Below are 22,066 nucleotides of genomic sequence, written 5' to 3'. Positions count from 1 at the left end.
ACCTGCCCGCTGCCGGGGCGCGACCTCGACGCCCCTCCCGCATGGCCTTGTGATGACGCACCTCGAAGCTTTCTCGCGCGGCAAGCGCCTCGACCATCCCGAGACCAACGAGGACAGCTTCGTCGCCGTGGAGGGTGCCGGCTACGCGGTGATCGACGGCGTGACCGACCGCAACGGCACGCGCTACGACGGCATGCTGTCGGGCCGCTTCGCCTCGCGCCGGGTGAAGGCCGCCACCGAGCGCTTCCTGATCGCGCAGACGGATCGGGCCGCGCCCGCCGAGCTGCGCTACAGCGGACCGGAAAGCTTCATCCGGTTCCTGACCGCCAGCCTGCGGGCAGGCTACGTGGAGACCGGTTCCCTGGACAAGGCGAGCGACGACGCGAGCCTGCGCGCCAGTTGCACCGTCATGGCCGTCCTGCAGTTCGAGGACCGGTTCGAGATGATCGCGGTCGGCGACAGCGGATTGCGCGTCAACGGCGGCGAGATCATCCAGTCGCTCAAGCCTCTCGACGACGTGACCGGCATCCTGCGGCGCGAGGCCTGGACCCTTCTGGCCGAGCGCGGCATTGCGCGCGAGCGCTGCGCCGAGCTGTCGGCCTTCCTGACATGGCATGGCACGCGCCCGCCCTCCCCCGGCCCGCTCGGCGCTGAGGCCGACCTCCTCGGCGAGATCGAGGCGCGCGCGCTCGAGGCCTGCCGCGCCCATCTGCCGGATGCGCCGCAATGGGAGCTGGAGGAGCTCGTGCGGCGCGGCATCACCCACGGTCAGGGCGACTTCGTGAACACGACCGAGCGGATGCTGGGCTACGGCTGCCTCGACGGCTTCGAGGTCCCGGCCGCCTTCATCGACCATCGCGTCTGGCCGGCCCGCGATGTCGAGACGCTGGAGCTCTTCTCGGACGGATACTTCAAACCGGGTGACGGCTTCGGCATCGCGGCCTGGGAGGCGGCGTTCCGGGACGTGGAGGCGGCCGACCCCGACAAACTCGGCAGCTATCTCAGCACCAAGGGCACCACGGCCGGCGTCATGACCGACGACCGGACCTATCTGGGCGTGCGCTTCCGGTGACAGGCGGCACCATGCCCTTTCCCGAGCCCGAGCCGCCGGCCGGCGAAGAGCGCCTGGCCCCGCGTGCTCTGGCGCGGCAACGGGAGATCGTGGAGGCCGTGCGCAGCCGCGGCGCGGTTCCCGTCGCCGATCTTGCCGAGCGCTTCGGCGTCACGCACCAGACCATCCGCCGCGATCTCAGGGCCCTCGAGGAGCGCGGCGCGCTGCAGAAAGGCTTCGGCGCGGCCTTCGCGGCGCCCGGCGTCGCGCGCCATGTCCACGACGAACGCCAGGCGACGCTGACGTCGGTGAAGCGCCGGCTGATGGAAGGACTGGAGGAGTTCCTTCAACCCGGCTCCACGGTGTTCGTCGGCCTCGGCACGACCTTCGACGACCTGCACGAGGTTCTGGCCGGGCGGCCGCGCCTCTTGATCGCGACGCCCAACCTCACGGTCGCCCATCGCTGCGCGCTGCACACCGAGGCGACGGTCTACGTCTATGGCGGCTACGTGCGCCGGAGCGACTCCTGCGTCCTGACGCTCGGCGAGGACCCGAGCCGGCACCGCTTCAAGTTCGACGTCGCGATCCTCGGCGCGAGCGCCATCGACGACGAGGGCTCGATCCTGGAATACGACCCGCTGGAGGTCGGCCTCGTCCACGACGTCCTGCGCCACAGCCGCAGGAGCGTCCTCGTCGCCCATCACGAGAAGTTCGGCAACAGGGCCCCTCACATCGTGGCGAGCCTGTCCGACATGGACGTCGTGCTGACGGACCGCGATCCGACGGACCGTCTGCGCAGCGGCGTCGGAATCCGGGACCTCAGGATCGCTTCGGAGAACGAAGGCGACGACACGCTGCGCGCGCGTCCGACCAAGGACGTGTGATCCGGTGGGAGCGCAACGCTACTCCTACCAGATCGCGGCGGTTCCCATCCGCCTCAACGACGACCGGCGGGCCGAGGTCTGCCTCGTGACCTCTCGCGGCACGGGTCGTTGGATCATCCCGAAGGGCTGGCCCATGAGGGGCCGGCGCGACGACGAGGCGGCGGGCCGCGAGGCCGAGGAGGAAGCCGGCCTGGTGGGCTCGACGCTTCGCGCCGCGCTCGGCTCCTACACCTACTGGCGGCGCACGCGCATCGACTTCAGGCTGACGCGCGTCGACACGTTCGCCCTTCGGGTGAAGCGCCAGAAGAAGCGCTGGAAGGAGCAGCACCAGCGCCAGACCGTCTGGCTTCCGCTGCTGGAGGCGGCGGATTCCGTTCTGGAGCCGGAGCTGAGCACGCTCCTGATCGGCATTCCCGGCAACCCCAAGGCCTGCGACTTCCTGGGGCGGGGCGGTCGCATTGTCTTCTGATCGCTCGTCCGGGACCGGGAACGGAGAGCCGCATCTGGATCGGCGGAGCCTCGCGCCGCGGCTGCCCGTCCGGTTCATCAACAAGGGATACGAAGGGCGGCCTTACGGCTCGGTTGACGTTCCCGGCCTCGCATGGCTTGTCTCGAACATTCACGGGCGGCGCGAGACCGCCGCTGAAAACGCATGGGCGATCGGGGGCCGCGTGCCCGAAAGGGGTTCGTCCCCACGACGCCGGGGGAGGAATGACATGACCCTACGTTCACTTGCACTGGCCCTCACCGTGGGCGCCGCCTTCGCGACTTCGGCCGAGGCCGCGACCGAACTTCAATGGTGGCACGCCATGAACGGCGCCAACAACGAGGTGGTCGAGGAACTCGCCAAGGAGTTCAACGCGAGCCAGGGCGACTACGTCATCAAGCCCGTGTTCAAGGGCACCTATCCCGAGACGCTGAACGCCGGCATCGCCGCCTTCCGCGCCAAGCAGACGCCCGCCATCATCCAGGTCTTCGACGTCGGCACGGGCGTGATGATGGGCGCGGGCGGCGCGATCAAGCCGGTGGCCGAGGTTCTGGAACAGGGCGGCTACAAGTTCGAAAAATCGCAGTATCTGCCGGGCATCGTCAATTACTACTCGAAGCCGGACGGCACGATGCTGTCCTTCCCCTACAACTCCTCCTCGCCGATCCTCTACTACAACAAGGACACGTTCCAGAAGGCGGGCCTCGATGCCGACAACCCGCCCAAGACCTGGGACGAGGTCTTCGCCGCCGCCCGCAAGATCAAGGAAAGCGGGGCGGCGCCCTGCGGCTACACCTCGACCTGGCTGACCTGGATCCACCTCGAGAACTTCGCGGCCTGGAACAACGTCTCCTATGCCAGCGGCGAGAACGGCCTGGCCGGCGGCAAGGTCGAGCTCGCGATCGACGCCCCGATCTACGTCGATCACTTCCAGGCGATCGCGGACCTCGCGAAGGAGGGCGTCTTCCGCTACGGCGGCCGGACCTCCGAGGCCAAGCAGCTCTTCCTGTCGGGCGAATGCGGGATCCTGACCGAGTCCTCGGGAGGCCTCGGCGACGTCGTGAAATCGGACATGAACTACGGCATCGGCCAGCTGCCCTACGACACCAAGGGGAACAACGCGCCCCAGAACACGACGCCCGGCGGCGCCAGCCTCTGGGTCTTCGCGGGCAAGTCGGACACCGAGTACAAGGGCATCGCGCAGTTCTTCCACTTCCTGTCGCAGACCGACATCCAGTCGCGCCTCCACCAGAAGTCGGGCTACCTGCCGGTGACGCTGGAGGCCTACGAGGCCACCAAGAAGAGCGGCTTCTACGAGAAGAACCCGGGCCGTGAAACGCCGATCACCCAGATGATGGGCAAGCCCCCGACCGAGAACTCCAAGGGCGTGCGCCTCGTGAACCTGCCGCAGGTGCGCGACATCCAGAACGAGGAGTTCGAGGCGATGCTGAACGGCAGCCAAGACGCCAAGACGGCGCTCGCCAAGGCCAAGCAGCGCGGCGACGCCGCGATCGCGGCCGCGACGCGCTAAGGGTCGATCCAGCCCGATGGCCTCTCCTCGCGTCGTCTTTCCCAACAAGGCCCTGCCCTATCTGCTGCTGGCGCCGCAGATCGCGCTCACGCTCGTCTTCTTCTACTGGCCGAGCGCGCAGGCCCTGTACCAGTCGACGCTGCGCGAGGACGCCTTCGGGCTGGCCACCGAGGTCGTCGGGCTCGCCAACTTCCAGGCGGTGCTCGCCGACCCGAACTACCTCCACTCGCTCCGGGTGACGGCGGTCTTCAGCCTGGCCACCGCCGCGCTCGCCATGGGCCTGTCGCTGTTCCTCGCCTCGGCCGCCGAGACGGTGGTGCGCGGCAAGGGAATCTACCGAACGCTCCTGATCTGGCCCTACGCCGTGGCCCCGGCGGTGGCGGGCCTCCTGTGGCTCTTCATGTTCTCGCCGACCATGGGGACGTTCGCCTACATGCTGCGCTCCACCGGCTACAACTGGGATCCACTTCTCAACGGCGACCAGGCCATGGTGATGGTGGTGGTGGCGGCCGCCTGGAAGCAGATCAGCTACAACTTCCTGTTCTTCGTGGCCGCCCTCCAGTCGGTCCCGCGCTCGCTGATCGAGGCCGCCGCGATCGACGGTGCGCGCGGCCCCAAGCGGTTCTGGACGATCGTCTTCCCCCTGATCGCGCCGACCAGCTTCTTCCTGCTCGTGGTGAACTGCGTCTACGCCTTCTTCGACACGTTCGGCATCATCCATGCCGTCACCGGCGGCGGACCGGCCAAGGCGACCGAGACCCTCGTCTACAAGGTCTACAACGACGGCTTCGTGAACCTCGACCTCGGCTCCTCGGCCGCCCAGTCCGTGATCCTGATGGCGATCGTGATCTGCCTCACCGCCGTCCAGTTCCGCTTCGTCGAGCGCAAGGTGCATTACGCCTGATGGTCGAACAGCGTCCCCTGGCCCGGGCCTTCGCCCACCTCGTCCTCGTCCTCGGCGTCCTGATCGTCGCCTTTCCGATCTACTACACGTTCATCGCCTCGACGCAGACGATCCAGACCATCCTGTCGCCGCCCCTGCCGCTGACGCCCGGCGGACATTTCGCGGAAAACTACGGCACGGCGCTCTTTTCCGGCGTCGGGCAGATCGGGGGCGTCAGCATCGCCCGGCTCCTGTGGAACACGGCCGTGGTCGCGACCGCGATCGCGGTCGGCAAGATCGCGATCTCGATCCTGTCGGCCTTCGCGATCGTCTACTTCCGCTTTCCCGGCCGGATGGTCGCCTTCTGGCTGATCTTCATCACCCTGATGCTGCCGGTCGAGGTGCGCATCCTTCCGACCTACAAGGTGATCGTCGATCTCGGCCTGATCGACACCTATACCGGCCTGACCCTGCCGCTCATGGCTTCGGCCACCGCGACCTTCCTGTTCCGCCAGTTCTTCATGACGATCCCGGCAGAGCTCGTGGAGGCGGCGCGCATCGACAATGCGGGACCGATGCGCTTCCTGCGCGACATCCTGATCCCTTTGTCCAAGACCAACATCGCCGCGCTCTTCGTGATCCTCTTCATCTACGGCTGGACGCAGTATCTCTGGCCGCTTCTGATCACCAACGACAGCTCGATGAACACGATCGTCATCGCCCTGAAGAAGATGGTCTCCTTCACCGACGCGGACACCCCGTGGAACCTCGTCATGGTGACCGCGATCTTCGCCATCCTTCCCCCGGTCCTCGTCGTGGTGCTGATGCAGCGCTGGTTCGTCAAGGGACTGGTCGAGTCCGAGAAGTAGACCTCATGGCCTCCATCACCCTGGAAGACGTCCGCAAGCGCTACGGCGAGACGGATGCCGTGCGCGGCGTGTCCCTCGACATCCGCGATGGCGAGCTGCTCGTGCTGGTCGGACCAAGCGGCTGCGGCAAGTCCACGCTCCTGCGCATGATCGCGGGCCTCGAGACGATCACGTCCGGCACGATCCGGATCGGGACCCGCGTCGTCAACGACGTCGAGCCGGCCGACCGGAACATCGCCATGGTGTTCCAGAACTACGCGCTTTACCCGCACATGACGGTGCGCCAGAACCTGTCCTACGGGCTCCGGAACCGCGGCATGAAGGCGGCCGAGATCGAGCGGCGCGTGGGAGAAGCCGCCGCCTCGCTGGAGATCGCGGCCTTTCTCGACCGCAAGCCGGGGCAACTGTCCGGCGGCCAGCGCCAGCGCGTCGCCATGGGCCGCGCCATCGTGCGCGAGCCCGCCGCCTTCCTGTTCGACGAGCCGCTCTCGAACCTCGACGCCAAGCTGCGCGTCCAGATGCGCGTCGAGATCCGCCGCCTCCAGCGCGCGCTCGGCACGACCAGCGTCTACGTCACGCACGACCAGATGGAGGCGATGACGCTGGCCGACCGGCTCGTCGTCCTCAACGGCGGCCTCGTCGAGCAGGTGGGCGCGCCGATCGAGCTCTACGAGCGCCCCGCCAGCCTGTTCGTGGCCGGATTCGTGGGCTCGCCCGGCATGAACCTCCTGCCCGCGGGCGCGCAGAGCGCGAACGCGATCCACGTCCCGAGCTTCGCGCCCGCCGATGGCGGTCCCTTCACGCTCGGCGTTCGCCCGGAGGCGTTCGTTCTGGGCGAGGGAACGGACGGGCTGTCGGCCAGGGTCCTGATCAGCGCCGTCGAGCTCGTCGGGGCGGAAAGCTACGTCCACGGCACGATCGGGGACAGCGCGACGCCCCTGACCTTCCGTGTGCCCGGCCGCACGAGACTCGACATGGGCGAGCGCGTCTCGGTCTTCGCCCCCGCCGTCACGCTCCACGCCTTCGGTCCGGACGGCAAGCGCCTCGGCGCCTGACGGGACAAGGCGCCGCGCCCGCGGAAAGATCCGGCCCGCCGAAAGCCCGGTTGCTAGGGCTTGATCAGTCCCGGGCCTCGCCCCAGCCGCCGCCGCCGGCCGTCTCGATGGTGATGATCGAACCGGCGCGCAGCGCGGTCGTGCTCTTGCCGGGCAGAACCCGCCTGCCGCCGTCATCGGTGACGGCAAGGCTCGAGTGGCCGCCGGGCTGTCCGCCCGCCGCGCCCCAGGGGCGGTGCCGGGTGCGGTCGAGATGCACCGTGACCACCGCGTCCGCCTCGAGACGGATCGAGCGCCGCAGGCCGCGTCCGCCCCGGAACTCGCCCTCGCCGCCCGCGCGCTCCGCCAGCGCGTATTCGAGCACCGTCATGGGATATTCGCGCTCGATGAACTCGACCGGCGAGTTGGCGGTGTTGGTCATGTGGCAATGCACGCCGTCCGCCCCGTCGCGTCCCGGCAGGGCGCCCTGTCCGCCGCCATAGGTCTCGACATAGGAATAGCTCCGGCCGCTGCGCGGATCGCGGCCGCCCATGATCAGCGCGTTCATGCTGCCGGTGGAGGCGGCGATCGCACGCTCCGGCACCAGGGCGTTGAAGGCGCCCAGAAGAGCGTCGGTGATGCGCTGGCTCGTGATCGAGGTGCACAGGGCGACGGGAGCGGGCGGCTGCGCGTCGACGATGCTGCGCTCCGGCGTCACGACGTCGATCTGCGAGAACAGCCCGGCGTTCGAGGCGACCAAGGGGTCGAGCAGCGCCTTGACGACGTAGAGCACGCAGCTCGTGGTCAGGAAGCGCGGCGCGTTGACGGGTCCCGCCACCTGTGCCGCGGTGCCGGTGAAATCGACCAGGAGGCGCCCGTCGCGGACGCGAACGGCGACGCGGACCGGCAGATCCACCGGCTCGGTGCCGTCCGACCACTCGAGGACGTCGGCAAACCGGCTCTCGGCCTCGCCGATCTCGCGAAGGCGCGTCTCGACGCGCCGCGCGGTGGCGTCGAGAAGCGTCTCCACGGCGCCGTGGAAGCGCTCCGCCCCGGTGCGCTGCACGAGTTCGGCCAGCCGCACCGCGCCCGTGGCGTTGGCGGCGGCCTGGGCCAGAAGATCGCCGGCCACCATGTCAGGCGTCCGGCTGGCGAGCTGGAACAGGGCGAGCGTGGAGCGCTCCACGTTTCCGTCGCGCAGGAGGACGGTCGGGGGAACGCGCAACCCCTCCTGCATGATCTCGCTCGTGCCGAGCGCGAGCGAGCCGGGCGCCATGCCGCCGAGGTCCACCTGATGGGCCATGTTGGCGACATAGCCGCAGCGCACGCCGTCGGCGTCCACCGGCGCGAGGACCACGACGTCGGGAAGATGCGAGCCGGTGAGCCAGGGATCGTTGGTGACGATCATGGTCCGCTCGGCGATGTCGGAGCCCAGCGCCGCCACCACCCGCTCCACCACGCCTGCGATCAGGCCGAGATGGACGGGAATGTGTTCGGCCTGCGCGATGAGCCGCCCGCGCGCGTCGAACACGCCGCAGGAGAAGTCGCGACGGTCGCGGATGTTGACGGAATAGGCGGTGCGGATCAGCGCCGCGCCCATCTCCTCGGCCACCGCCTGCAGGCCGTGGCGCACGACCTCGGCCAGGATCGCGTTGTCGCTCATGGTGTCATCCTGACGGTGATGCTTCCGAATTCGTCCACCCGCAGGGTTTGCGCGCCGACGACCAGCGTCGTGTCCTGCTGCTCGACGATGAGCGGCCCCCGCAATTGCGATCCCGGCGCGAGACGCGCGCGGTCGAGGACGGGAACCTCGCGAAAGGCGCCGTCGATCCAAAGCTTTGAACGGGCGACCACCGGGTCCTCGCCGATCCGCGTCTGGGGCAGAGGCAAGCGGTCCGCCGGCGAAGGCACCGTGCCCCGCAGGCGCAGGAGACGGATCTCCACGGTTTCCTCGCGCCGGTCGTAGCCGAAGGCGCGCTTGTGGGCCGTGTGAAATGCGTCGATGGCCCGCTCGATGTCGCTCCCGGCCAGGGATACCGGAATCTGGTGGCCCTGCCCGCGATAGCGCAGGTCGAGCGTCGTCTGGAGGTCGAGTTCGGCGTCCGCCACGCCGTCGCGCCGGGCCTGTTCGCGAACCCGCGCTTCCAGGGCCGCGATGCGCTTGCGCAGGAGCCCGTCCGGCAGTTCGTCGAGCGGGAGGCCGACCATCGCCGTCTCGTCGTGCTTCCAGGGCGCCAGAAGAAGACCGATCCCGCACAGAAGACCGGGGGACGGCGGCACGTGAAGCGTTTCGACGCCGAGTTCCGCGCACAGGTCCACGGCATGGAGCGGACCGGCGCCGCCGAAGGCGGTGACCACGAAGCGGCGCGGATCGAGGCCGCGCTCGACGGTGATGCGCCGCATGCCGCGCACCATGGCCGCGTTGACGACCTGGAGCATGCCGACCGCCGCCGCCTCGACCGTCAGGCCGAGCGGGCGCGCCACATGCGTCTCGATCGCGTGCGCGGCGCGCTCCCGGTCGATCACGATGCCGCCGCCGAGCTCGCGGCCGGCCCGCAGGCGGCCGAGAACCACGTTGGCGTCGGTGACGGTCGGATGCTCGCCGCCCTTGCCGTAGGCGGCGGGTCCGGGCCGCGCGCCGGCGCTCTCGGGCCCCACCTTCAGGAGCCCCCCCGCATCGACGCTCGCGATGCTGCCGCCGCCCGCGCCCAGCGTGATGACGTCGAACATCGGCACGCGCAGAGGGAAGCCCTCGATCTCGCTCTCGAAGCGGGTGAGAATCTCGCCGTTCTGGATCAGCCCGACGTCGAAGCTCGTGCCGCCCATGTCGATCGTCACGACGTCGTCATGGCCGGCGGCCGCGGCGAAGCGCTGCGCGCCGATCATGCCGGCGGCCGGGCCGGACAGGCAGGTATGGACCGCCTTGGTGCCGCTTGCCGTCTCGATCGGCATGACGCCGCCGCCCGACTGCATGATCGCCGGCTCCACCGCAACGCCGTCGGCGCGCAGCGTGCGCTGGATACGGCCGAGATAGGCCTCCAGCGGCGGCATGAGATAGGCGTTCATGACCGTGGTGGAGAGGCGCTCGTACTCGCCGGGCTCGGGCAGGATCTCGCTGGAGATCGAGACCTTGAGATCGGGCGCGGCCATGCGCAGGATCTCGGCGACCCGCCGCTCGTGCGCGGGCGCGGCATAGGAATGCAGAAAGGTGACGGCGACCGTCCGCGCGCCCGCCTCGCGCAGGGCCGCGATGGCCGCATGCACGCTCGCCTCGTCGAGCGGCGTGACGACGGTCCCGTCCGGTCCGCAGCGCTCGGTGATCTCGAATACGAGATCGTCGGGCACGAGCGGTTCGGGATTGCGCGCATACTGGTCGTAGAGATGAGCCCGCGTCTGACGCCCGATCCGAAGGACATCGCGAAATCCCCGCGTCACGAGCAGCGCGGCCCGCGCGCCCTTGCGCTCCAGGATCGCGTTGGTCGCGACCGTCGTGCCGTGGGCGAAGCCATCGAGCGCGCCGGGCGCGAGGCCCGCCTCCTCCAGGGCGATGCGCGCGGCCGCGATCACGGCCTCGTCCTGGCGCCCGGTGGTGGTCGGGATCTTGACAAGGACGCTCCGCCCGGTCGCGTCGTCGAACAGGCAGAGATCGGTGAAGGTGCCGCCGACGTCGCAGCCGATCCGGGTGGCCATGGCGTCAGTTCACCCGGTCGCGGGTCAGGAGCTCGGCATGCGGGAAGAGCGCGGGCGATCCGCCGCAGTGAATGAACACCACCCGGCTCCCTTGCGCGATGCTGCCGCGCTTCACGCAGTCGATGAGCCCCGCCATCGCCTTGCCGGTATAGACGGGATCGAGGAAGACGCCTTCGGATCGCGCGACGCGCACGATCGCTTCGTTGCCGTCCGGGCTGGGAACCGCGTAGGCCTCGCCGACATAGCCCGTCTCGATGCGCAGGTCCGAAGGCGCGAAGCGGCGGTCGAAGCCGATCAGTTCGGCGCCCGCGTTCGCCATGACGGCGATGCGCTCGGAAAACGGCACGGCGCTGCCGCTCACCGCGATCCCGGCGACCTTGGTATCGGGCCAGAACATCGCGCAGCCGATCAGAAGCCCGGCCAGCGTCCCGCCTGAGCCGACGGGCGTCACGATGAGGTCGGGGGCCGCCTGCCCTGCCGCCGCGTACTGCTCCGACAGCTCGCGCACGGCCGACACATAGCCCATGGCGCCCAGCGCGCTCGCCCCGCCGAGCGGGATGATATAGGGCGTCTCGCCCCGTGCCAGGGCCTCGTCGGCATGCTTCTGCATCCGCGGTCCGACCTCGCCGAAGTAGGCGTCGGGATCGAGGAAGTCGATCTCGGCACCCAGGAGGTGGTCGAGCAGCAGGTTGCCCTGCATCACGGCGGGACTGTTGCCGCGCAGGACCAGGATCGGCTTCATGCCGAACTTGCGCGCGGCCGCCGCCGTCATGCGGGCGTGGTTGGACTGATGCCCGCCGGTCGTGATGACGACCTTGACCCCGCGCGAGACGGCGTCCGCCATCAGGTATTCGAGCTTGCGGACCTTGTTGCCGCCGCCGCCGAAGCCGGTGAAGTCGTCGCGCTTCACGCGCAGTTCGATCCCGAGTTCCCCGCCCAGCCGATCCATGGCTTCGAGCGGAGTGGGCAGAAAGCCGAGCGAAAGACGGGGAATGGCGTCGAGATGCATCCGGGGCTCCGATCAGCGGCCCGAGGGCGGACTGGCGCATCCAATCCCTGCGGCCGACTTTACGATATATGATATATTCTCTAATCTGGCGGCAAGTGGTTTTTGCCCTTGCCGAAGTTCCGGCGCATCGGCGACCCACTCGAAGCGGATGCTGCGGGGTCGGGACGCTGCCGCCCTTGCAGAGTGACCAGGAGGTTTTCGCGTGACCGATCCGATCCTGCGCGTGGACGACCTGCGCATTGCCTTTGCCCGCCAGGACGGCTGGCGCGAGGTCGTGCGCGGCGTGTCCTTCGACATCCGCCCGCGCGAGACCGTGGCGCTGGTCGGCGAGTCGGGTTCGGGCAAGAGCGTGACCGCCCTGTCGATCCTGCGACTTCTCCCGACCGACACGACGCGCCTGTCCGGGCGCGTCCACTTCGAGGGGCGCGATCTGCTGCAGGCGGGCGAGCGCGCCATGCGCGACATTCGCGGCAACCGGATCGCGATGATCTTCCAGGAACCGATGACCTCGCTGAACCCCTCGCTGACCGTCGGGGACCAGCTGGCCGAGGTCTTGATGCAGCATCGGCGCCTCGGCTTCCGCGCGGCCAAGGCGGAGACGCTGCGCCTTCTCGACAAGGTACGCATCGCCGCCGCCGCGCGGCGCTTCGACGAGTATCCCCATCAGATGTCGGGCGGGATGCGCCAGCGCGTCATGATCGCGATCGCTCTCGCCTGCCAGCCCAAGCTCCTGATCGCCGACGAGCCGACCACCGCCCTCGACGTCACCATCCAGGCCCAGATCCTCCAGCTCATCGCCAACCTGCAGGAGGACGAGGACCTCGCCGTCCTCTTCATCACCCACGACATGGGCGTGGTGGCCGAGATTGCCGACCGGACCGCCGTGATGTTCCGGGGCGAGGTCGTGGAAGCGGGCGACACCGCCGCGATCTTCCGCGAGCCGCGCGAGGCCTATACGAAAGCGCTCCTGTCAGCCGTGCCCCAGCTCGGATCGATGCGCGGCACCCTTCGGCCCGCGCGCTTCCCCCTGATCGACACCACGACCGGCGCCGCGGTCGCGGGCGACGAGGTGGTGGAGGCGCCGGACGAGGCGGGACCACCTCTCCTTTCGGTTCGCAACCTCGTCGCCCGCTTCGATCTGTCATCGGGCTTCCTCGGCCGTGTCGCGGGCCGCGTCCATGCGGTGGAGGACGTGTCCTTCGACCTTCGGGCCGGCGAGACGCTCGCGCTGGTCGGCGAGTCGGGCTGCGGCAAGTCCACCACGGGGCGTGCCATCCTGCGCCTGACCCCGGCCCGGGGCGGGTCGATCGCGCTCGACGGGCAGGACATCCTCAAGCTGAACGCCGGCGAGCTCGCCACCGTTCGCCGCAGCATCCAGATGATCTTTCAGGATCCGTTCGCCAGCCTCGATCCGCGCATGCGCGTGGGCGCGGCGATCGCCGAGCCGCTTCTCGTCCATGGCCTCGCGGACCGCGAGGCCGCGCGTGCGCGCGTGGCCGACCTCCTGCCGCGCGTCGGCCTGGATCCCGACGTCGCCTCGCGCTACCCGCACGAGTTCTCCGGCGGCCAGCGCCAGCGCATCTGCATCGCGCGGGCCCTGGCGCTCGAGCCGCGCGTCATCGTCGCGGACGAAGCGGTCTCGGCGCTCGACGTGTCGGTGAAGGCGCAGGTCATCAACCTGATGCTGGATCTCCAGCGTGACCTGAGGCTCTCCTATCTCTTCATCAGTCACGACATGGCCGTGGTGGAACGCATGAGCCACCGGGTCGCGGTGATGTACCTCGGCGAGATCGTCGAGATCGGTCCTCGCGCCGCGATCTTCGAGAATCCGCAGCATCCCTATACGCGGCGTCTTCTCGACGCCGTTCCGGTGCCCGATCCGGCGCGCCGGGGCCTGCGCCGCGCGGCCGACGACGGCGAGGTCAAGAACCCGATCCGCCCGCTCGGCTACACGCCTCCGCGCCGGGAATGGCGCGAGGTCTCGCCGGGCCACCATGTCCAGGTCCTGGACGCTGCCGCCGTGATGCGGGCGGCCTGAGCGATGCGCCGGGTCGCCATGATCAGCGGTGCCTCCCGAGGCATCGGCGCCGCCATCGCCGGCCGGCTCGCGGCCAACGACTGGGCCGTCAGCCTCGGTATGCGCGACCCGGCGGCCACCCCGCTGCCGGACTGCGAGCGGGTGCTCGCCTGCCGCTTCGACGCGCTCGACCCCGAAAGCGAGCGCGTGTGGGTCGAGGCGACGCTCGCCCGGTTCGGGCGCCTCGACGGGCTCGTCCACAATGCCGGCATCGCTCCTCGCCGCTCGGTCCTGGAGGCGAGCGACGCCGAGTTCGACGAGGTGTTCGGGATCAACGTCAAGTCGCCGATGCGCCTGACCCGCCACGCCTGGCCCCATCTTGTCGCGACCAGGGGACGGGTCGTCACCATGGCGTCGCTCTCGGGCAAGCGCGTGAAGTCGGCGGGCGGCGGCCTCTACGCGCTGTCGAAGTTCGCCGCCATGGGCCTGGCCCACGCGCTGCGCCAGTGCGGAGCCGAGAGCGGCGTGCGTTCCACCGCGATCTGCCCGAGCTTCGTCGCCACCGACATGGCGGCTGCGATCACCGCGACGCCGGCCGCCGAGCTGACGCAACCCGACGACATCGCGCGCATCGTCCACCTCGTCCTGGAGCTGCCCTCCAGCGCGAGCATCGCCGAAATTCCGGTCCACTGGACCGTCGAGGACTGTTTCTAGACCATGCTGACGCTGTCCGGCCCCGAGATCCATCCCGTCCAGGGCGCAGGCGAGATACCCCGCTCGGTCGACGTCGCCATCGTCGGCGGTGGCGTGATCGGCGTGTCCGCGGCGCTGCATCTGGCGCGCCAGGGCGTGCGTACCGCCCTGTTCGAGAAGGGCGTGGTCGCGGGCGAGCAGTCCAGCCGCAACTGGGGCTGGGTGCGGATGGCCGGACGCGACCTGCGCGAGTTGCCCCTGATGCTGCGCGCCCACAAGCTTTGGGCGGACTTCCAGAACGGCAATCACGGCGACACGGGCTACCGGCGCTGCGGCATCGTCTACGCCTCGAAGACGCCCGACGCCCGGCGCCGGCACGAGCGCTGGATCGAGGCCGCCGCGCCCTTCGGCGTCGAGGCACGCATGATGGAGCCGGGCGAGCTGGCACAGGCGGTGCCGGGCCTTGCCCGCACCTTCGAGGGTGCGCTCTTCGTGCCGGGGGACGCGCGCGCCGAGCCGCAGCGCGCGGTGCCGTTGATGGCATCGGCAGCCATCGCCCAAGGCGCGATGATCCACCAGAACTGCGCGGTGCGGGCGGTGGAGACGGCGGGCGGGCGGATCAGCGGCGTGGCGACCGAGCACGGCCGGGTTTCGGCGGGAACGGTGATCGTGGCGGGCGGGGCGTGGTCGCGACTGCTTCTCAAGGGTCTCGGGCTCTCGCTGCCGCAACTGAAGATCCTGTCCTCGGCCTTCCGGACCGCGCCGATCGAGGCGGGCATCGAATCCTGCGCGAGCTTTTCCAGCTTCGCCCTGCGCAGGCGCCTCGACGGCGGCTACACGGTGGCCTCGTCCGCCGAGAGCCTGGCGCAGATCACCCCCGACGCGCTGCGCTTCTTTCGCACCTTCCTGCCCGCCTATCTCGCCGAGCGGCGCGGGATGTCGCTGCGCCTTGGCCGCGACTTCATCGACGAGGCGCTGCGCTGGCAGCCGCGCGACGGCGACCGCCCTTCGATCTTCGAGGCCGTGCGCGCGCTCGACCCGCAGCCGCATCAGGCCAACCTCGCCCGCGTCCGCTCGGCGCTGACCGAGGCGCTTCCCGCATTCCGGGGCGGCGTCGCCGTTCAAAGCTGGGCGGGCATGATCGACACCATGCCCGACGCCATTCCGGTTATCTCGACGCTCGATTCCCATCCCGGCCTCGTGGTGGGAACCGGCTTCACGGGCCACGGCTTCGGCATCGGTCCGGCGGCGGGCGAGATGCTGGCAGACCTTGCGACCGGTCGAACGCCCGCCTCCGACCCGCGCCCGTTCCGCTTCTCGCGCTTCACGGACGGCGAGAAGCTATCGCTCCAATACTGGCTCTGAACCCCTAGAACAGGGGCAGGAGCGTGCCGATCTCGTCCCGCTCCGCATCCCTCAGGAGCCGCGAGGCCAGCGCGATGTCGAAGATGTTGAGCCCGAAGCTGGAGAAGACGACCGAGGCGCCGGGCGCGGGACGCCAGCCGTCCACGACGAGCGCGGGCAGATCGGCCGAGACATCCTGCGGCGCGAACCGGCCCGCCCGGTACATCTGGAACAGGCTCTTGGCGCTGCGCTCGGCGAAGTCGCCCCACAGGTCCACCACGACATGGTCCGCGGCCTCGATCAGGGCAAAGTCGATCTCGTGGTAGCCAACCTGCACGACGAGGCGCCCCGGCCGGAGCGCACCTGCGCCGACGATCGGCTCTGGCGCGATGGTGCAGCACAGGACCACTTCGGCATCGCGCACCGCGTCCTCGGGTGTCGCGGCCGGGCGTAGCGGCGGCCCCGCCTTTCCGGCGAAGTCGGCGGTCAACGCATCCCGCCGCGCCTCGGTCCGGTTCCAGACGGGGATCGTCTCGACGCCGGGAAACAACTCCCGCACCATCTCGATATGGGCCCGTGCCTGCGCGCCCGCGCCGAGCACCGCGACCTGCCGGATCGGCGAGGTGGCGAGTGAACGCATCGCCAGCGCCGACACGGCGGCCGTGCGCATGCGCGTGAGATGGGCGCTTTCGACGAAGCCGAGCGGGCGCCCGTCGCTCAATCGGTTCACGAGCGTCACGTTCGTGATGCTCGGCACCTCGCCGTCGGGTTCAGCCCGATGCACCGCCCATTTCAGTCCGGCGGCATCGAAGCGCCCGCCGAGGCGCGCGGGCAGGCCGTAGGCGTTGGCTCGCGGATCGCCGCCGAGCGGCAGGACGCTTTCGGGCACCATTACGGCCTCGCCCGATCGCAGAAGGCGTGTCGCCTCGCGCACGTCGTCGAGCGCCGGAGCCCAGTCGCCGCCGCCGGCGCGCAGCGCATCCGCGCGCGACAGGTAGCGAAGCGAGATCACGGTGCGTCGCTTTCCACCGCCATGGCGCTCAGCCAGAGCTCGACCGAGGCGAGGAAGCGCGGGAATCCTTCCAGGGTCAGGAACTCGTTCACGCCATGCGCATGACCGCCACGTCCCGCCCCGCCGATCAGAAAGGACGGCGTATGGGGTGCGAAGGCGTAGCCGGGCGCCGCGCCGATGGCCCAGGGCCATACCTGCGGCGCGGGCGCCGTTTCCCGGTAGGCTTGCAGAAGCGCCGAAACGCCGGCCGCCCCGCTCGGGAAACGATGGCCGGGATAGCTGTCGGCGACCGCGATCTCGACACCCGGCAGACCGTCGCGCTCCAGCGTCTCGCGAAACTCCGAGAGAAAGTGCGCCGGGTCGAGCGAGGGGGGACAGCGCAGGTCGAAGCCGGCGCGCGCCAGCGAGGGGATCACCGCGTCGCCGGCAGTGGGCTCGGTGGAAAGGCTCGAGATCGTGGCGGAAGCGGTGGACAGGACGAGGCGCAGGAGGGCCTCCGCGTTGCCGTCGGCTGCAAAGCGCTGCGTGCGCCGGAAGCGCAGTTCGGCTTCGGGATCGAAGGCGCGCGCAAGGTCCGCCACGACCGCCAGCGCTTCCGCGTCGAGCTCGATCGAGCCAAGACGGCCGGTGGGCGCCCGGCCGAAGCGCGACAGGGCGTCCACGAGGCGGCTCGCCGGGTTGGCGATCCAGGGGGCGTTGCTGGAATGGATGGCCTCGGACGGCCCGCCCCAATCCCCGCCCCGCACCCGGACCTCACCCTTGGCGATGCCGGAAAAGCCGAGGTAGACGCGCGGCGGACCGCCGCCATACTCGCAGAACGAGGGAAACAGCCCGCCCACGCTCGGGCGCACCGGGCAGTCGGCGGCCAGCAGGTAGTCGCGGAGCGCACCGCTGCCGCTCTCCTCCTCGCCTTCCACCAGAATCTCGACGTTGACGCCGAGCCGCCCGGTATCGGCGAGGTCCTTGAGAACGCAGAGCATGCCGGCGAGCGGGCCCTTGTTGTTCTCCGCCCCGCGCGCCACGAAGGCGGGACCGATCCCCTCGAGGTCCACGAGGCCGCCCTCGAACGGGGCGGCGTGCCAGCCCTCGCTCGTCGCCGGCATGACGTCGTACATGTTGTAGAGAATGACGGTCCGCCGGGCGCCCGCGTCGAGCCTGGCGTGGATCACGGGCGGCCGGCCCCGGTCGGCGCGCGCCGACACGATCTCGGCGCCCAGATCGCGCGAGAGCCAGTCCGCGACCGCGCCGGCCTGCCGGCCCAGGGCCCGGTCGTCGCCACGTACCGAGGGGATGCGGCACCAGGCCTGCGTGAGGGCGAGCGCGGCGGCGGTCAGCCCCGGCGCGGCGGTCTTCACAGCCGGATCCTCGGGTTCAGCCAGAGATAGGCCAGGTCGACCAGGAAGTTGACCGCCACGAAGACCAGCGCGGCGAAGAGGACGACCGCCTGGACCACGGGGAAGTCCTTGGTCTGGATCGCGTCCACCGCGAGGCGCCCGATGCCGGGCCAGGCGAAGATGATCTCGGTCACGAGAGCCCCGCCCAGCAGCGAGGCGAAGTACATGCCCTGCACCGTGATCACAGGGATCAGCGCGTTGCGCAGCGCGTGGTGCACGACGATGCGCCAGCTCGTCAGGCCCTTGGCGCGGGCGGTGCGGATGTAGTTCTCGCCGAGCACCTCGATCAGGCTGGCGCGCACGAGCCGGGTGATCGCGCTGAGATAGTAGGCGCCGAGCGCGATCGAGGGGAGGATGAGCTGGCGCCAGCTGCCGATCCCGCTCGACGGCAGCCAGCGCAGGCGCAGCGAGAAGACGATGATCAGAAGGAGCGCCAGCCAGAAGACCGGGATGGCCTGGCCCAGAAGCGACACGACGCGGATCGCGAAGTCGAGCGCGCTGTTGCGCCGGATCGCGGCGATCGTACCCAGCAGGAAGCCCAGCAGCGAGCTCCATAGAAGCGCCACGCACGCCAGAAGCGCGGTGGCCGGCAGCCGCTCGATCAGGAGATCGACGGCGGGTCGCTGGAAGCGCAGCGAGTTGCCGAACTCGCCCGACATGACGCCGCCGAGGAAGCGGGCGTACTGCACGAGGATCGGATCGTTGAAGCCCATGGCCTCGCGGAAGGCGGCGATCTCGGCCGCGTTCGCATCGGGCGGCAGCATCACGGCGGCGGGATCGCCGGTGAGGAACAGCGCGAAGAACACGACCAGCGAGACGCCGAGGAGGACCACCAGCCCCTGGAGGGCGCGACCGGCGACGAAGGACAGCGTCTTCATCGGCTCAACCGTTCCGCCGGTCGGCGCGGCGCACGAGCCAGTCGCCGAGCAGATTGCAACCCACCACCAGCGCGCCGATCACGAGGCCGGGATACAGCACCAGCCAGTTGGCGAGGAGAATGAAGGAGCGGCCCTCGCCGATGAGGTTGCCGAGCGTCGGGGTCGGCGGCTGCACGCCGAGACCGAGAAAGCCGACCGAGGCCTCCAGGATCACGAGGCGCGGCAGGTCGAGGGTCAGGAGCACGGTCTGGGGCCCGACGATGTTGGGCAGGACGTGGCGGAAGATGATGCCCCGATCCGACAGGCCGATGGAGCGCGAGGCGTCGATATATTCGAGTTCGCGCACCTCCAGCGTGCGGGCGCGCGCGACGCGGGCGAAGATCGCCCAGCCGGTGACGCCCAGGACCGCGATCAGGTTGCCGATCGAGGGACCCACGACGGCGACGATCAGCAGGATCAGGAGGATGAAGGGAATGGCGAGCTGGATGTCGACGGCCCGCATGACGACGATGTCGACCCAGCCGCCGAAATAGCCGGCGATCATGCCGAGCACCGTGCCGAGCACCACCGAGATCGCGGAGGCGAGGAGCACGATGCCGAGCGAGATCGCGGTGCCGAGCCCGAGCCGGGCCAGGAGGTCGCGTCCGAGCTGATCGGTGCCGAGCGGGTGGATCTGGCCGTTGATCGTCGTCATCGGCGGCTTGAAGGTGGCGGTCAGGAGACCGCGCACCGGATCGGGCGACCAGAACAGGGGGATGCAGACGCAGATCGCCAGGACGGCCGCGAGCAGCAGGACCGCCAGAAGCGCGTCGGCGTTGCGCCGGACGTTCCAGAAGCTTGTCATGAGCTACTGCGCCGGCGCGAGCTTGATCTCGAACACGGGTATGCGCGCGTCGGGGCGCCCCTCGAAGAGGACGCGCTTGGACTTACCGTAGAGGGCGTCCTCCTGGTAGAGCGGCAGGAGCGGCACCTGCTCGGCGGCGGTCTTCTGGATGTCCTCGAGGATCGTCTTGCGGGCGGCTGGGTCGACGACCCGGCGGCTCTCGTCGAGGAGCCTGTCGAGCTTGGGAATCGAGGCCGTGGAATAGGGCTCGCCCGTCCTCATGATGGCGTAGAGGGCGGCATCGGCGTCGAGCGTCTGGGTCGATCCCCAGCCGAGCATGAAGATGGGGCCCTGGCGCGGCACCTGCTGGGTGTAGACCGACCAATCGAGCACCTCCTGGTCGATCCGGACGCCGACGTCGCCGAACTGCTGGGCGATGGCCTGCGCCACCTCCCCATCCTTCATGTAGCGCGTGGTCGACTGCATCTTGATGCGGAAGCCGTCGGGGTAGCCGGCTTCCGCCAGGAGCGCCTTGGCCTTGGCCGGGTCGTAGGGGGTGGGCGGAACGTCGAGATAGCCGAAGTCGGCCGGGCCGACCTGCGTGCCCTTGGGCGTCGCCATGCCCTGCAGGATGTTGTCGACGATGCCCTTGCGGTCGATCGCGGCGTCCAGCGCCTGCCGGACCTTCGTGTCGTCGAGCGGCTTGTCCTTCATCACGAGGCCCAGATAGATCGTCAGGCCGCCGTTCTTGACCTGCACCAGATCGGCGTCGGGGGACGACTGGATCAGGGGTGCCAGATCCACCGGCACGTTCTCGACAAGGTCCGCCTCGCCGGTGATGAGGGCCGTCATGCGGGCGGTGCCGTCCGGAATGGCGCGCCATGTGACGCGCTGGATGGACGGCGCGCCGCGCCAGTAGTTCGGGTTCGCCTCGAGGATCACGTGCTGGTCGGGCACGAACTCCACGAACTTGTAGGCGCCGGTGCCGACCGGCTTCGAGGCGAAGACGTCGTTGCCGACCTTCCGCACGTAGGCCGGCGGGACGATATAGGTGGGGTAGCGGCTCATGCGGGTCGGCAGGAGCGGGTCGGGGCCGTTTGTCCGGATCCGAACGGTGGTGGGGTCGATGATGTCGACGCCCTCGATCGTGCGGATGTAGGAGAGCGTCGGCGACTTGGCCAAGGGGTCGAGAATGCGGTCGATCGAGAACTTCACCGCCTCGGCATCGAAGGTCTCGCCGTCGTGGAAGGTGACGCCCTTGCGAAGCTTGAACTCCCACGTCCGGTCGTCGATCGCTTTCCACGACTCGGCCAGTCCCGGAACGAGCTTCATATCCTGGTCGCGCATGACCAGCGTGTCGAAGATGTTGTCCACGATCGTCGCCGCTTCCTTCAGGAAGCCGGGATCCATGGCGGTCGTGGAGACCTGACGCGCGATCGTGATCGCGCCGTCCTGCGCCGCAGCGGGGATCGCCGGCAGAAGCAGAGCCGCCGCCAGGGCGAGCGCTTTGACCTTTCGCATGGGACTGCATCTCCGGTTGGGCGCCGGCCGCGGGCGACAACGCCGTGGTTCAGATCACCGCAATAATATATGATATATCTTCTTGCGCAAGACGTGGGCGCGGGCGATGTTATCCCAATAATTAGGCAGATTTTCTCCGGACTGGACCATATATGGGCATCGCATCCCTGACACCCGCTCCCCGCAAGAGCCTGGTCGCCTTCGTCGAGGACGAGCTGAGTCGCGCCCTGATCGAAGGTCGGCTGGAGCCGGGCACGCGGCTCGTCACAAAGGAACTCGCCGACACGCTCGGAATGAGCATCACCCCCGTCCGTGAGGCGCTGGTGCGCTTCGCCGCCTCCGGCATCCTGACCGCCGAGCCCGCGCAATCGTTTCGCGTGCCGACGCTGGGTCGGGAGCAGACCCTCGAGATCTCGGAGATCCGCAAGGCCGTGGAGGGACTGGCCGCCGCCAAGGCCGCCCTGCGCATCTCGCCCGCCGAGATCGGGGAGATGGAGGCGCTCCTCCAGCGCTACCTCGCCGCCAAGTCGAACAGCGACCCCCATCTCGCGCTGACCTTGAACAAGGAGTTCCGATTCACGCTCTACAAGGCGGCGGCCATGCCGAACCTTCTCGCGGTGATCGAGACCCTGTGGCTCAAGGCGGGGCCGGGCTTCAACTACCTGTACCAGCGCGAACAGGGAGCCGTGACCGAGCACGAGAACTACGGCGACCTTCTGAACGCCCTGCGGCGCCGACAGCCCGACGCCGCCAGAACCGCCATCGAGCACGCGATCGATGACGGGGCGCGCAGCGTGCTGGCGGCGATCTGCGCGCAGGACGGCGCCAGCAGCGCGGCCTGAGGGCGTCCCCGCTCAACCAAGGCGCAACGCCGCCCCGTGCAGAAGGGCGGCGGAAAGAGCGCGCGGCTTCCCCTCGCCCGTCAGCACGGCCTCGACGAGCCGGC

The 22,066-nt window shown here is 69.5% G+C and carries 19 protein-coding genes; 11 read left to right on the top strand and 8 right to left on the bottom strand.

What is annotated here, in order from left to right; all coding sequences use genetic code 11:
- The first annotated feature begins 52 nt into the window (after positions 1-52).
- From AUL35_RS13050 to ugpC, 7 genes are all read left to right on the top strand, one after another.
- A complete protein-coding gene (locus tag AUL35_RS13050; protein ID WP_062015443.1) occupies positions 53-1,072 on the top strand; it encodes a hypothetical protein in 1,020 nt (339 codons plus the stop codon).
- 11 nt (positions 1,073-1,083) lie between these two features.
- Complete coding sequence (locus tag AUL35_RS13045; RefSeq protein WP_062015442.1) at positions 1,084-1,935, top strand: DeoR/GlpR family DNA-binding transcription regulator; 852 nt, start codon at positions 1,084-1,086, stop codon at positions 1,933-1,935.
- Positions 1,936-1,939: 4 nt separating this feature from the next.
- Positions 1,940-2,404, top strand: a complete 465-nt coding sequence (locus AUL35_RS13040) for an NUDIX hydrolase (protein ID WP_062015440.1) — start codon at positions 1,940-1,942, stop codon at positions 2,402-2,404.
- A gap of 247 nt (positions 2,405-2,651) precedes the next feature.
- Positions 2,652-3,953, top strand: coding sequence for a sn-glycerol-3-phosphate ABC transporter substrate-binding protein UgpB (ugpB, locus tag AUL35_RS13035; protein ID WP_062015438.1), 1,302 nt, complete (start codon positions 2,652-2,654; stop codon positions 3,951-3,953).
- Between the two features lie 16 nt (positions 3,954-3,969).
- The gene (gene ugpA, locus AUL35_RS13030) at positions 3,970-4,857 is read left to right on the top strand and encodes a sn-glycerol-3-phosphate ABC transporter permease UgpA (RefSeq protein ID WP_062015436.1); all 888 of its coding nucleotides are present in this window, start codon (positions 3,970-3,972) and stop codon (positions 4,855-4,857) included.
- Positions 4,857-5,705 carry a sn-glycerol-3-phosphate ABC transporter permease UgpE gene (ugpE, locus tag AUL35_RS13025; protein ID WP_062015434.1) on the top strand — a complete coding sequence of 283 codons (849 nt, stop codon included), beginning with the start codon at positions 4,857-4,859 and terminating at the stop codon, positions 5,703-5,705. Before ugpA ends, ugpE begins: the two co-directional genes overlap by 1 nt.
- A gap of 5 nt (positions 5,706-5,710) precedes the next feature.
- On the top strand, positions 5,711-6,760 hold the full coding sequence (gene ugpC / locus AUL35_RS13020) for a sn-glycerol-3-phosphate ABC transporter ATP-binding protein UgpC (protein ID WP_062015433.1): 1,050 nt from the start codon (positions 5,711-5,713) through the stop codon (positions 6,758-6,760).
- Between the two features lie 64 nt (positions 6,761-6,824).
- Here the strand turns inward: ugpC and AUL35_RS13015 are convergent, their stop codons facing one another.
- Genes AUL35_RS13015 through AUL35_RS13005 form a run of 3 tightly spaced genes read right to left on the bottom strand, consistent with a single transcriptional unit; the run spans position 6,825 to position 11,438 of the window.
- Complete coding sequence (locus tag AUL35_RS13015; protein WP_062015431.1) at positions 6,825-8,402, bottom strand: hydantoinase B/oxoprolinase family protein; 1,578 nt, start codon at positions 8,400-8,402, stop codon at positions 6,825-6,827.
- Positions 8,399-10,429 carry a hydantoinase/oxoprolinase family protein gene (locus AUL35_RS13010; RefSeq protein WP_062015429.1) on the bottom strand — a complete coding sequence of 677 codons (2,031 nt, stop codon included), beginning with the start codon at positions 10,427-10,429 and terminating at the stop codon, positions 8,399-8,401. Before AUL35_RS13010 ends, AUL35_RS13015 begins: the two co-directional genes overlap by 4 nt.
- A 4-nt stretch (positions 10,430-10,433) precedes the next feature.
- The gene (locus tag AUL35_RS13005; protein WP_062015427.1) at positions 10,434-11,438 is read right to left on the bottom strand and encodes a 1-aminocyclopropane-1-carboxylate deaminase/D-cysteine desulfhydrase; all 1,005 of its coding nucleotides are present in this window, start codon (positions 11,436-11,438) and stop codon (positions 10,434-10,436) included.
- A 202-nt stretch (positions 11,439-11,640) separates the two neighbouring features.
- On the opposite strand from AUL35_RS13005, the gene AUL35_RS13000 reads away from it, so the two are divergent.
- Genes AUL35_RS13000 through AUL35_RS12990 form a run of 3 tightly spaced genes read left to right on the top strand, consistent with a single transcriptional unit; the run spans position 11,641 to position 15,513 of the window.
- A complete protein-coding gene (locus AUL35_RS13000; RefSeq protein ID WP_062015425.1) occupies positions 11,641-13,476 on the top strand; it encodes an ABC transporter ATP-binding protein in 1,836 nt (611 codons plus the stop codon).
- A 3-nt stretch (positions 13,477-13,479) separates the two neighbouring features.
- A complete protein-coding gene (locus AUL35_RS12995; protein WP_062015424.1) occupies positions 13,480-14,169 on the top strand; it encodes an SDR family NAD(P)-dependent oxidoreductase in 690 nt (229 codons plus the stop codon).
- 3 nt (positions 14,170-14,172) lie between these two features.
- Complete coding sequence (locus AUL35_RS12990) at positions 14,173-15,513, top strand: FAD-binding oxidoreductase (protein WP_062015422.1); 1,341 nt, start codon at positions 14,173-14,175, stop codon at positions 15,511-15,513.
- A 4-nt stretch (positions 15,514-15,517) separates the two neighbouring features.
- On the opposite strand, the gene AUL35_RS12985 is transcribed toward AUL35_RS12990, so the two are convergent.
- The 5 genes from AUL35_RS12985 to AUL35_RS12965 are packed head-to-tail and all read right to left on the bottom strand — an operon-like array spanning position 15,518 to position 21,120.
- Complete coding sequence (locus AUL35_RS12985) at positions 15,518-16,504, bottom strand: ornithine cyclodeaminase family protein (protein WP_062015420.1); 987 nt, start codon at positions 16,502-16,504, stop codon at positions 15,518-15,520.
- Positions 16,501-17,859: a M20/M25/M40 family metallo-hydrolase gene (locus tag AUL35_RS12980; protein WP_156417982.1), complete on the bottom strand. Its 1,359-nt coding sequence runs from the start codon at positions 17,857-17,859 to the stop codon at positions 16,501-16,503. Before AUL35_RS12980 ends, AUL35_RS12985 begins: the two co-directional genes overlap by 4 nt.
- Positions 17,856-18,776, bottom strand: coding sequence for an ABC transporter permease (locus tag AUL35_RS12975; RefSeq protein WP_062015418.1), 921 nt, complete (start codon positions 18,774-18,776; stop codon positions 17,856-17,858). Before AUL35_RS12975 ends, AUL35_RS12980 begins: the two co-directional genes overlap by 4 nt.
- A gap of 4 nt (positions 18,777-18,780) precedes the next feature.
- Positions 18,781-19,620, bottom strand: a complete 840-nt coding sequence (locus tag AUL35_RS12970) for an ABC transporter permease (RefSeq protein ID WP_062015417.1) — start codon at positions 19,618-19,620, stop codon at positions 18,781-18,783.
- Between the two features lie 3 nt (positions 19,621-19,623).
- Positions 19,624-21,120 carry an ABC transporter substrate-binding protein gene (locus tag AUL35_RS12965; RefSeq protein ID WP_062015415.1) on the bottom strand — a complete coding sequence of 499 codons (1,497 nt, stop codon included), beginning with the start codon at positions 21,118-21,120 and terminating at the stop codon, positions 19,624-19,626.
- 152 nt (positions 21,121-21,272) lie between these two features.
- Between AUL35_RS12965 and AUL35_RS12960 the strand changes: the two genes are divergently transcribed.
- A complete protein-coding gene (locus tag AUL35_RS12960; protein ID WP_062015413.1) occupies positions 21,273-21,962 on the top strand; it encodes an FCD domain-containing protein in 690 nt (229 codons plus the stop codon).
- Positions 21,963-22,066: the final 104 nt, after the last annotated feature.

Source organism: Aureimonas sp. AU4 (assembly GCF_001463765.1).
Lineage (GTDB): Bacteria > Pseudomonadota > Alphaproteobacteria > Rhizobiales > Rhizobiaceae > Aureimonas.
The sequence above is the reverse complement of the archived record's forward strand: the minus strand, read 5'-3'. Positions and strand labels throughout refer to the sequence as shown.

Excerpts from the sequence above, each read along its gene's own strand:
- ugpC (WP_062015433.1), top strand. The coding sequence starts at position 5,711 with ATGGCCTCCATCACCCTGGAAGACGTCCGCAAGCGCTACGGCGAGACG.
- AUL35_RS12990 (WP_062015422.1), top strand. The coding sequence starts at position 14,173 with ATGCTGACGCTGTCCGGCCCCGAGATCCATCCCGTCCAGGGCGCAGGC.
- AUL35_RS12965 (WP_062015415.1), bottom strand. The coding sequence starts at position 21,120 with ATGCGAAAGGTCAAAGCGCTCGCCCTGGCGGCGGCTCTGCTTCTGCCG.
- AUL35_RS12960 (WP_062015413.1), top strand. The coding sequence starts at position 21,273 with ATGGGCATCGCATCCCTGACACCCGCTCCCCGCAAGAGCCTGGTCGCC.
- AUL35_RS12975 (WP_062015418.1), bottom strand. The coding sequence starts at position 18,776 with ATGAAGACGCTGTCCTTCGTCGCCGGTCGCGCCCTCCAGGGGCTGGTG.
- AUL35_RS13050 (WP_062015443.1), top strand. The coding sequence starts at position 53 with ATGACGCACCTCGAAGCTTTCTCGCGCGGCAAGCGCCTCGACCATCCC.
- AUL35_RS13045 (WP_062015442.1), top strand. The coding sequence starts at position 1,084 with ATGCCCTTTCCCGAGCCCGAGCCGCCGGCCGGCGAAGAGCGCCTGGCC.
- AUL35_RS12970 (WP_062015417.1), bottom strand. The coding sequence starts at position 19,620 with ATGACAAGCTTCTGGAACGTCCGGCGCAACGCCGACGCGCTTCTGGCG.
- ugpA (WP_062015436.1), top strand. The coding sequence starts at position 3,970 with ATGGCCTCTCCTCGCGTCGTCTTTCCCAACAAGGCCCTGCCCTATCTG.
- AUL35_RS12995 (WP_062015424.1), top strand. The coding sequence starts at position 13,480 with ATGCGCCGGGTCGCCATGATCAGCGGTGCCTCCCGAGGCATCGGCGCC.
- AUL35_RS13005 (WP_062015427.1), bottom strand. The coding sequence starts at position 11,438 with ATGCATCTCGACGCCATTCCCCGTCTTTCGCTCGGCTTTCTGCCCACT.
- ugpE (WP_062015434.1), top strand. The coding sequence starts at position 4,857 with ATGGTCGAACAGCGTCCCCTGGCCCGGGCCTTCGCCCACCTCGTCCTC.
- AUL35_RS13015 (WP_062015431.1), bottom strand. The coding sequence starts at position 8,402 with ATGAGCGACAACGCGATCCTGGCCGAGGTCGTGCGCCACGGCCTGCAG.
- AUL35_RS13010 (WP_062015429.1), bottom strand. The coding sequence starts at position 10,429 with ATGGCCACCCGGATCGGCTGCGACGTCGGCGGCACCTTCACCGATCTC.
- ugpB (WP_062015438.1), top strand. The coding sequence starts at position 2,652 with ATGACCCTACGTTCACTTGCACTGGCCCTCACCGTGGGCGCCGCCTTC.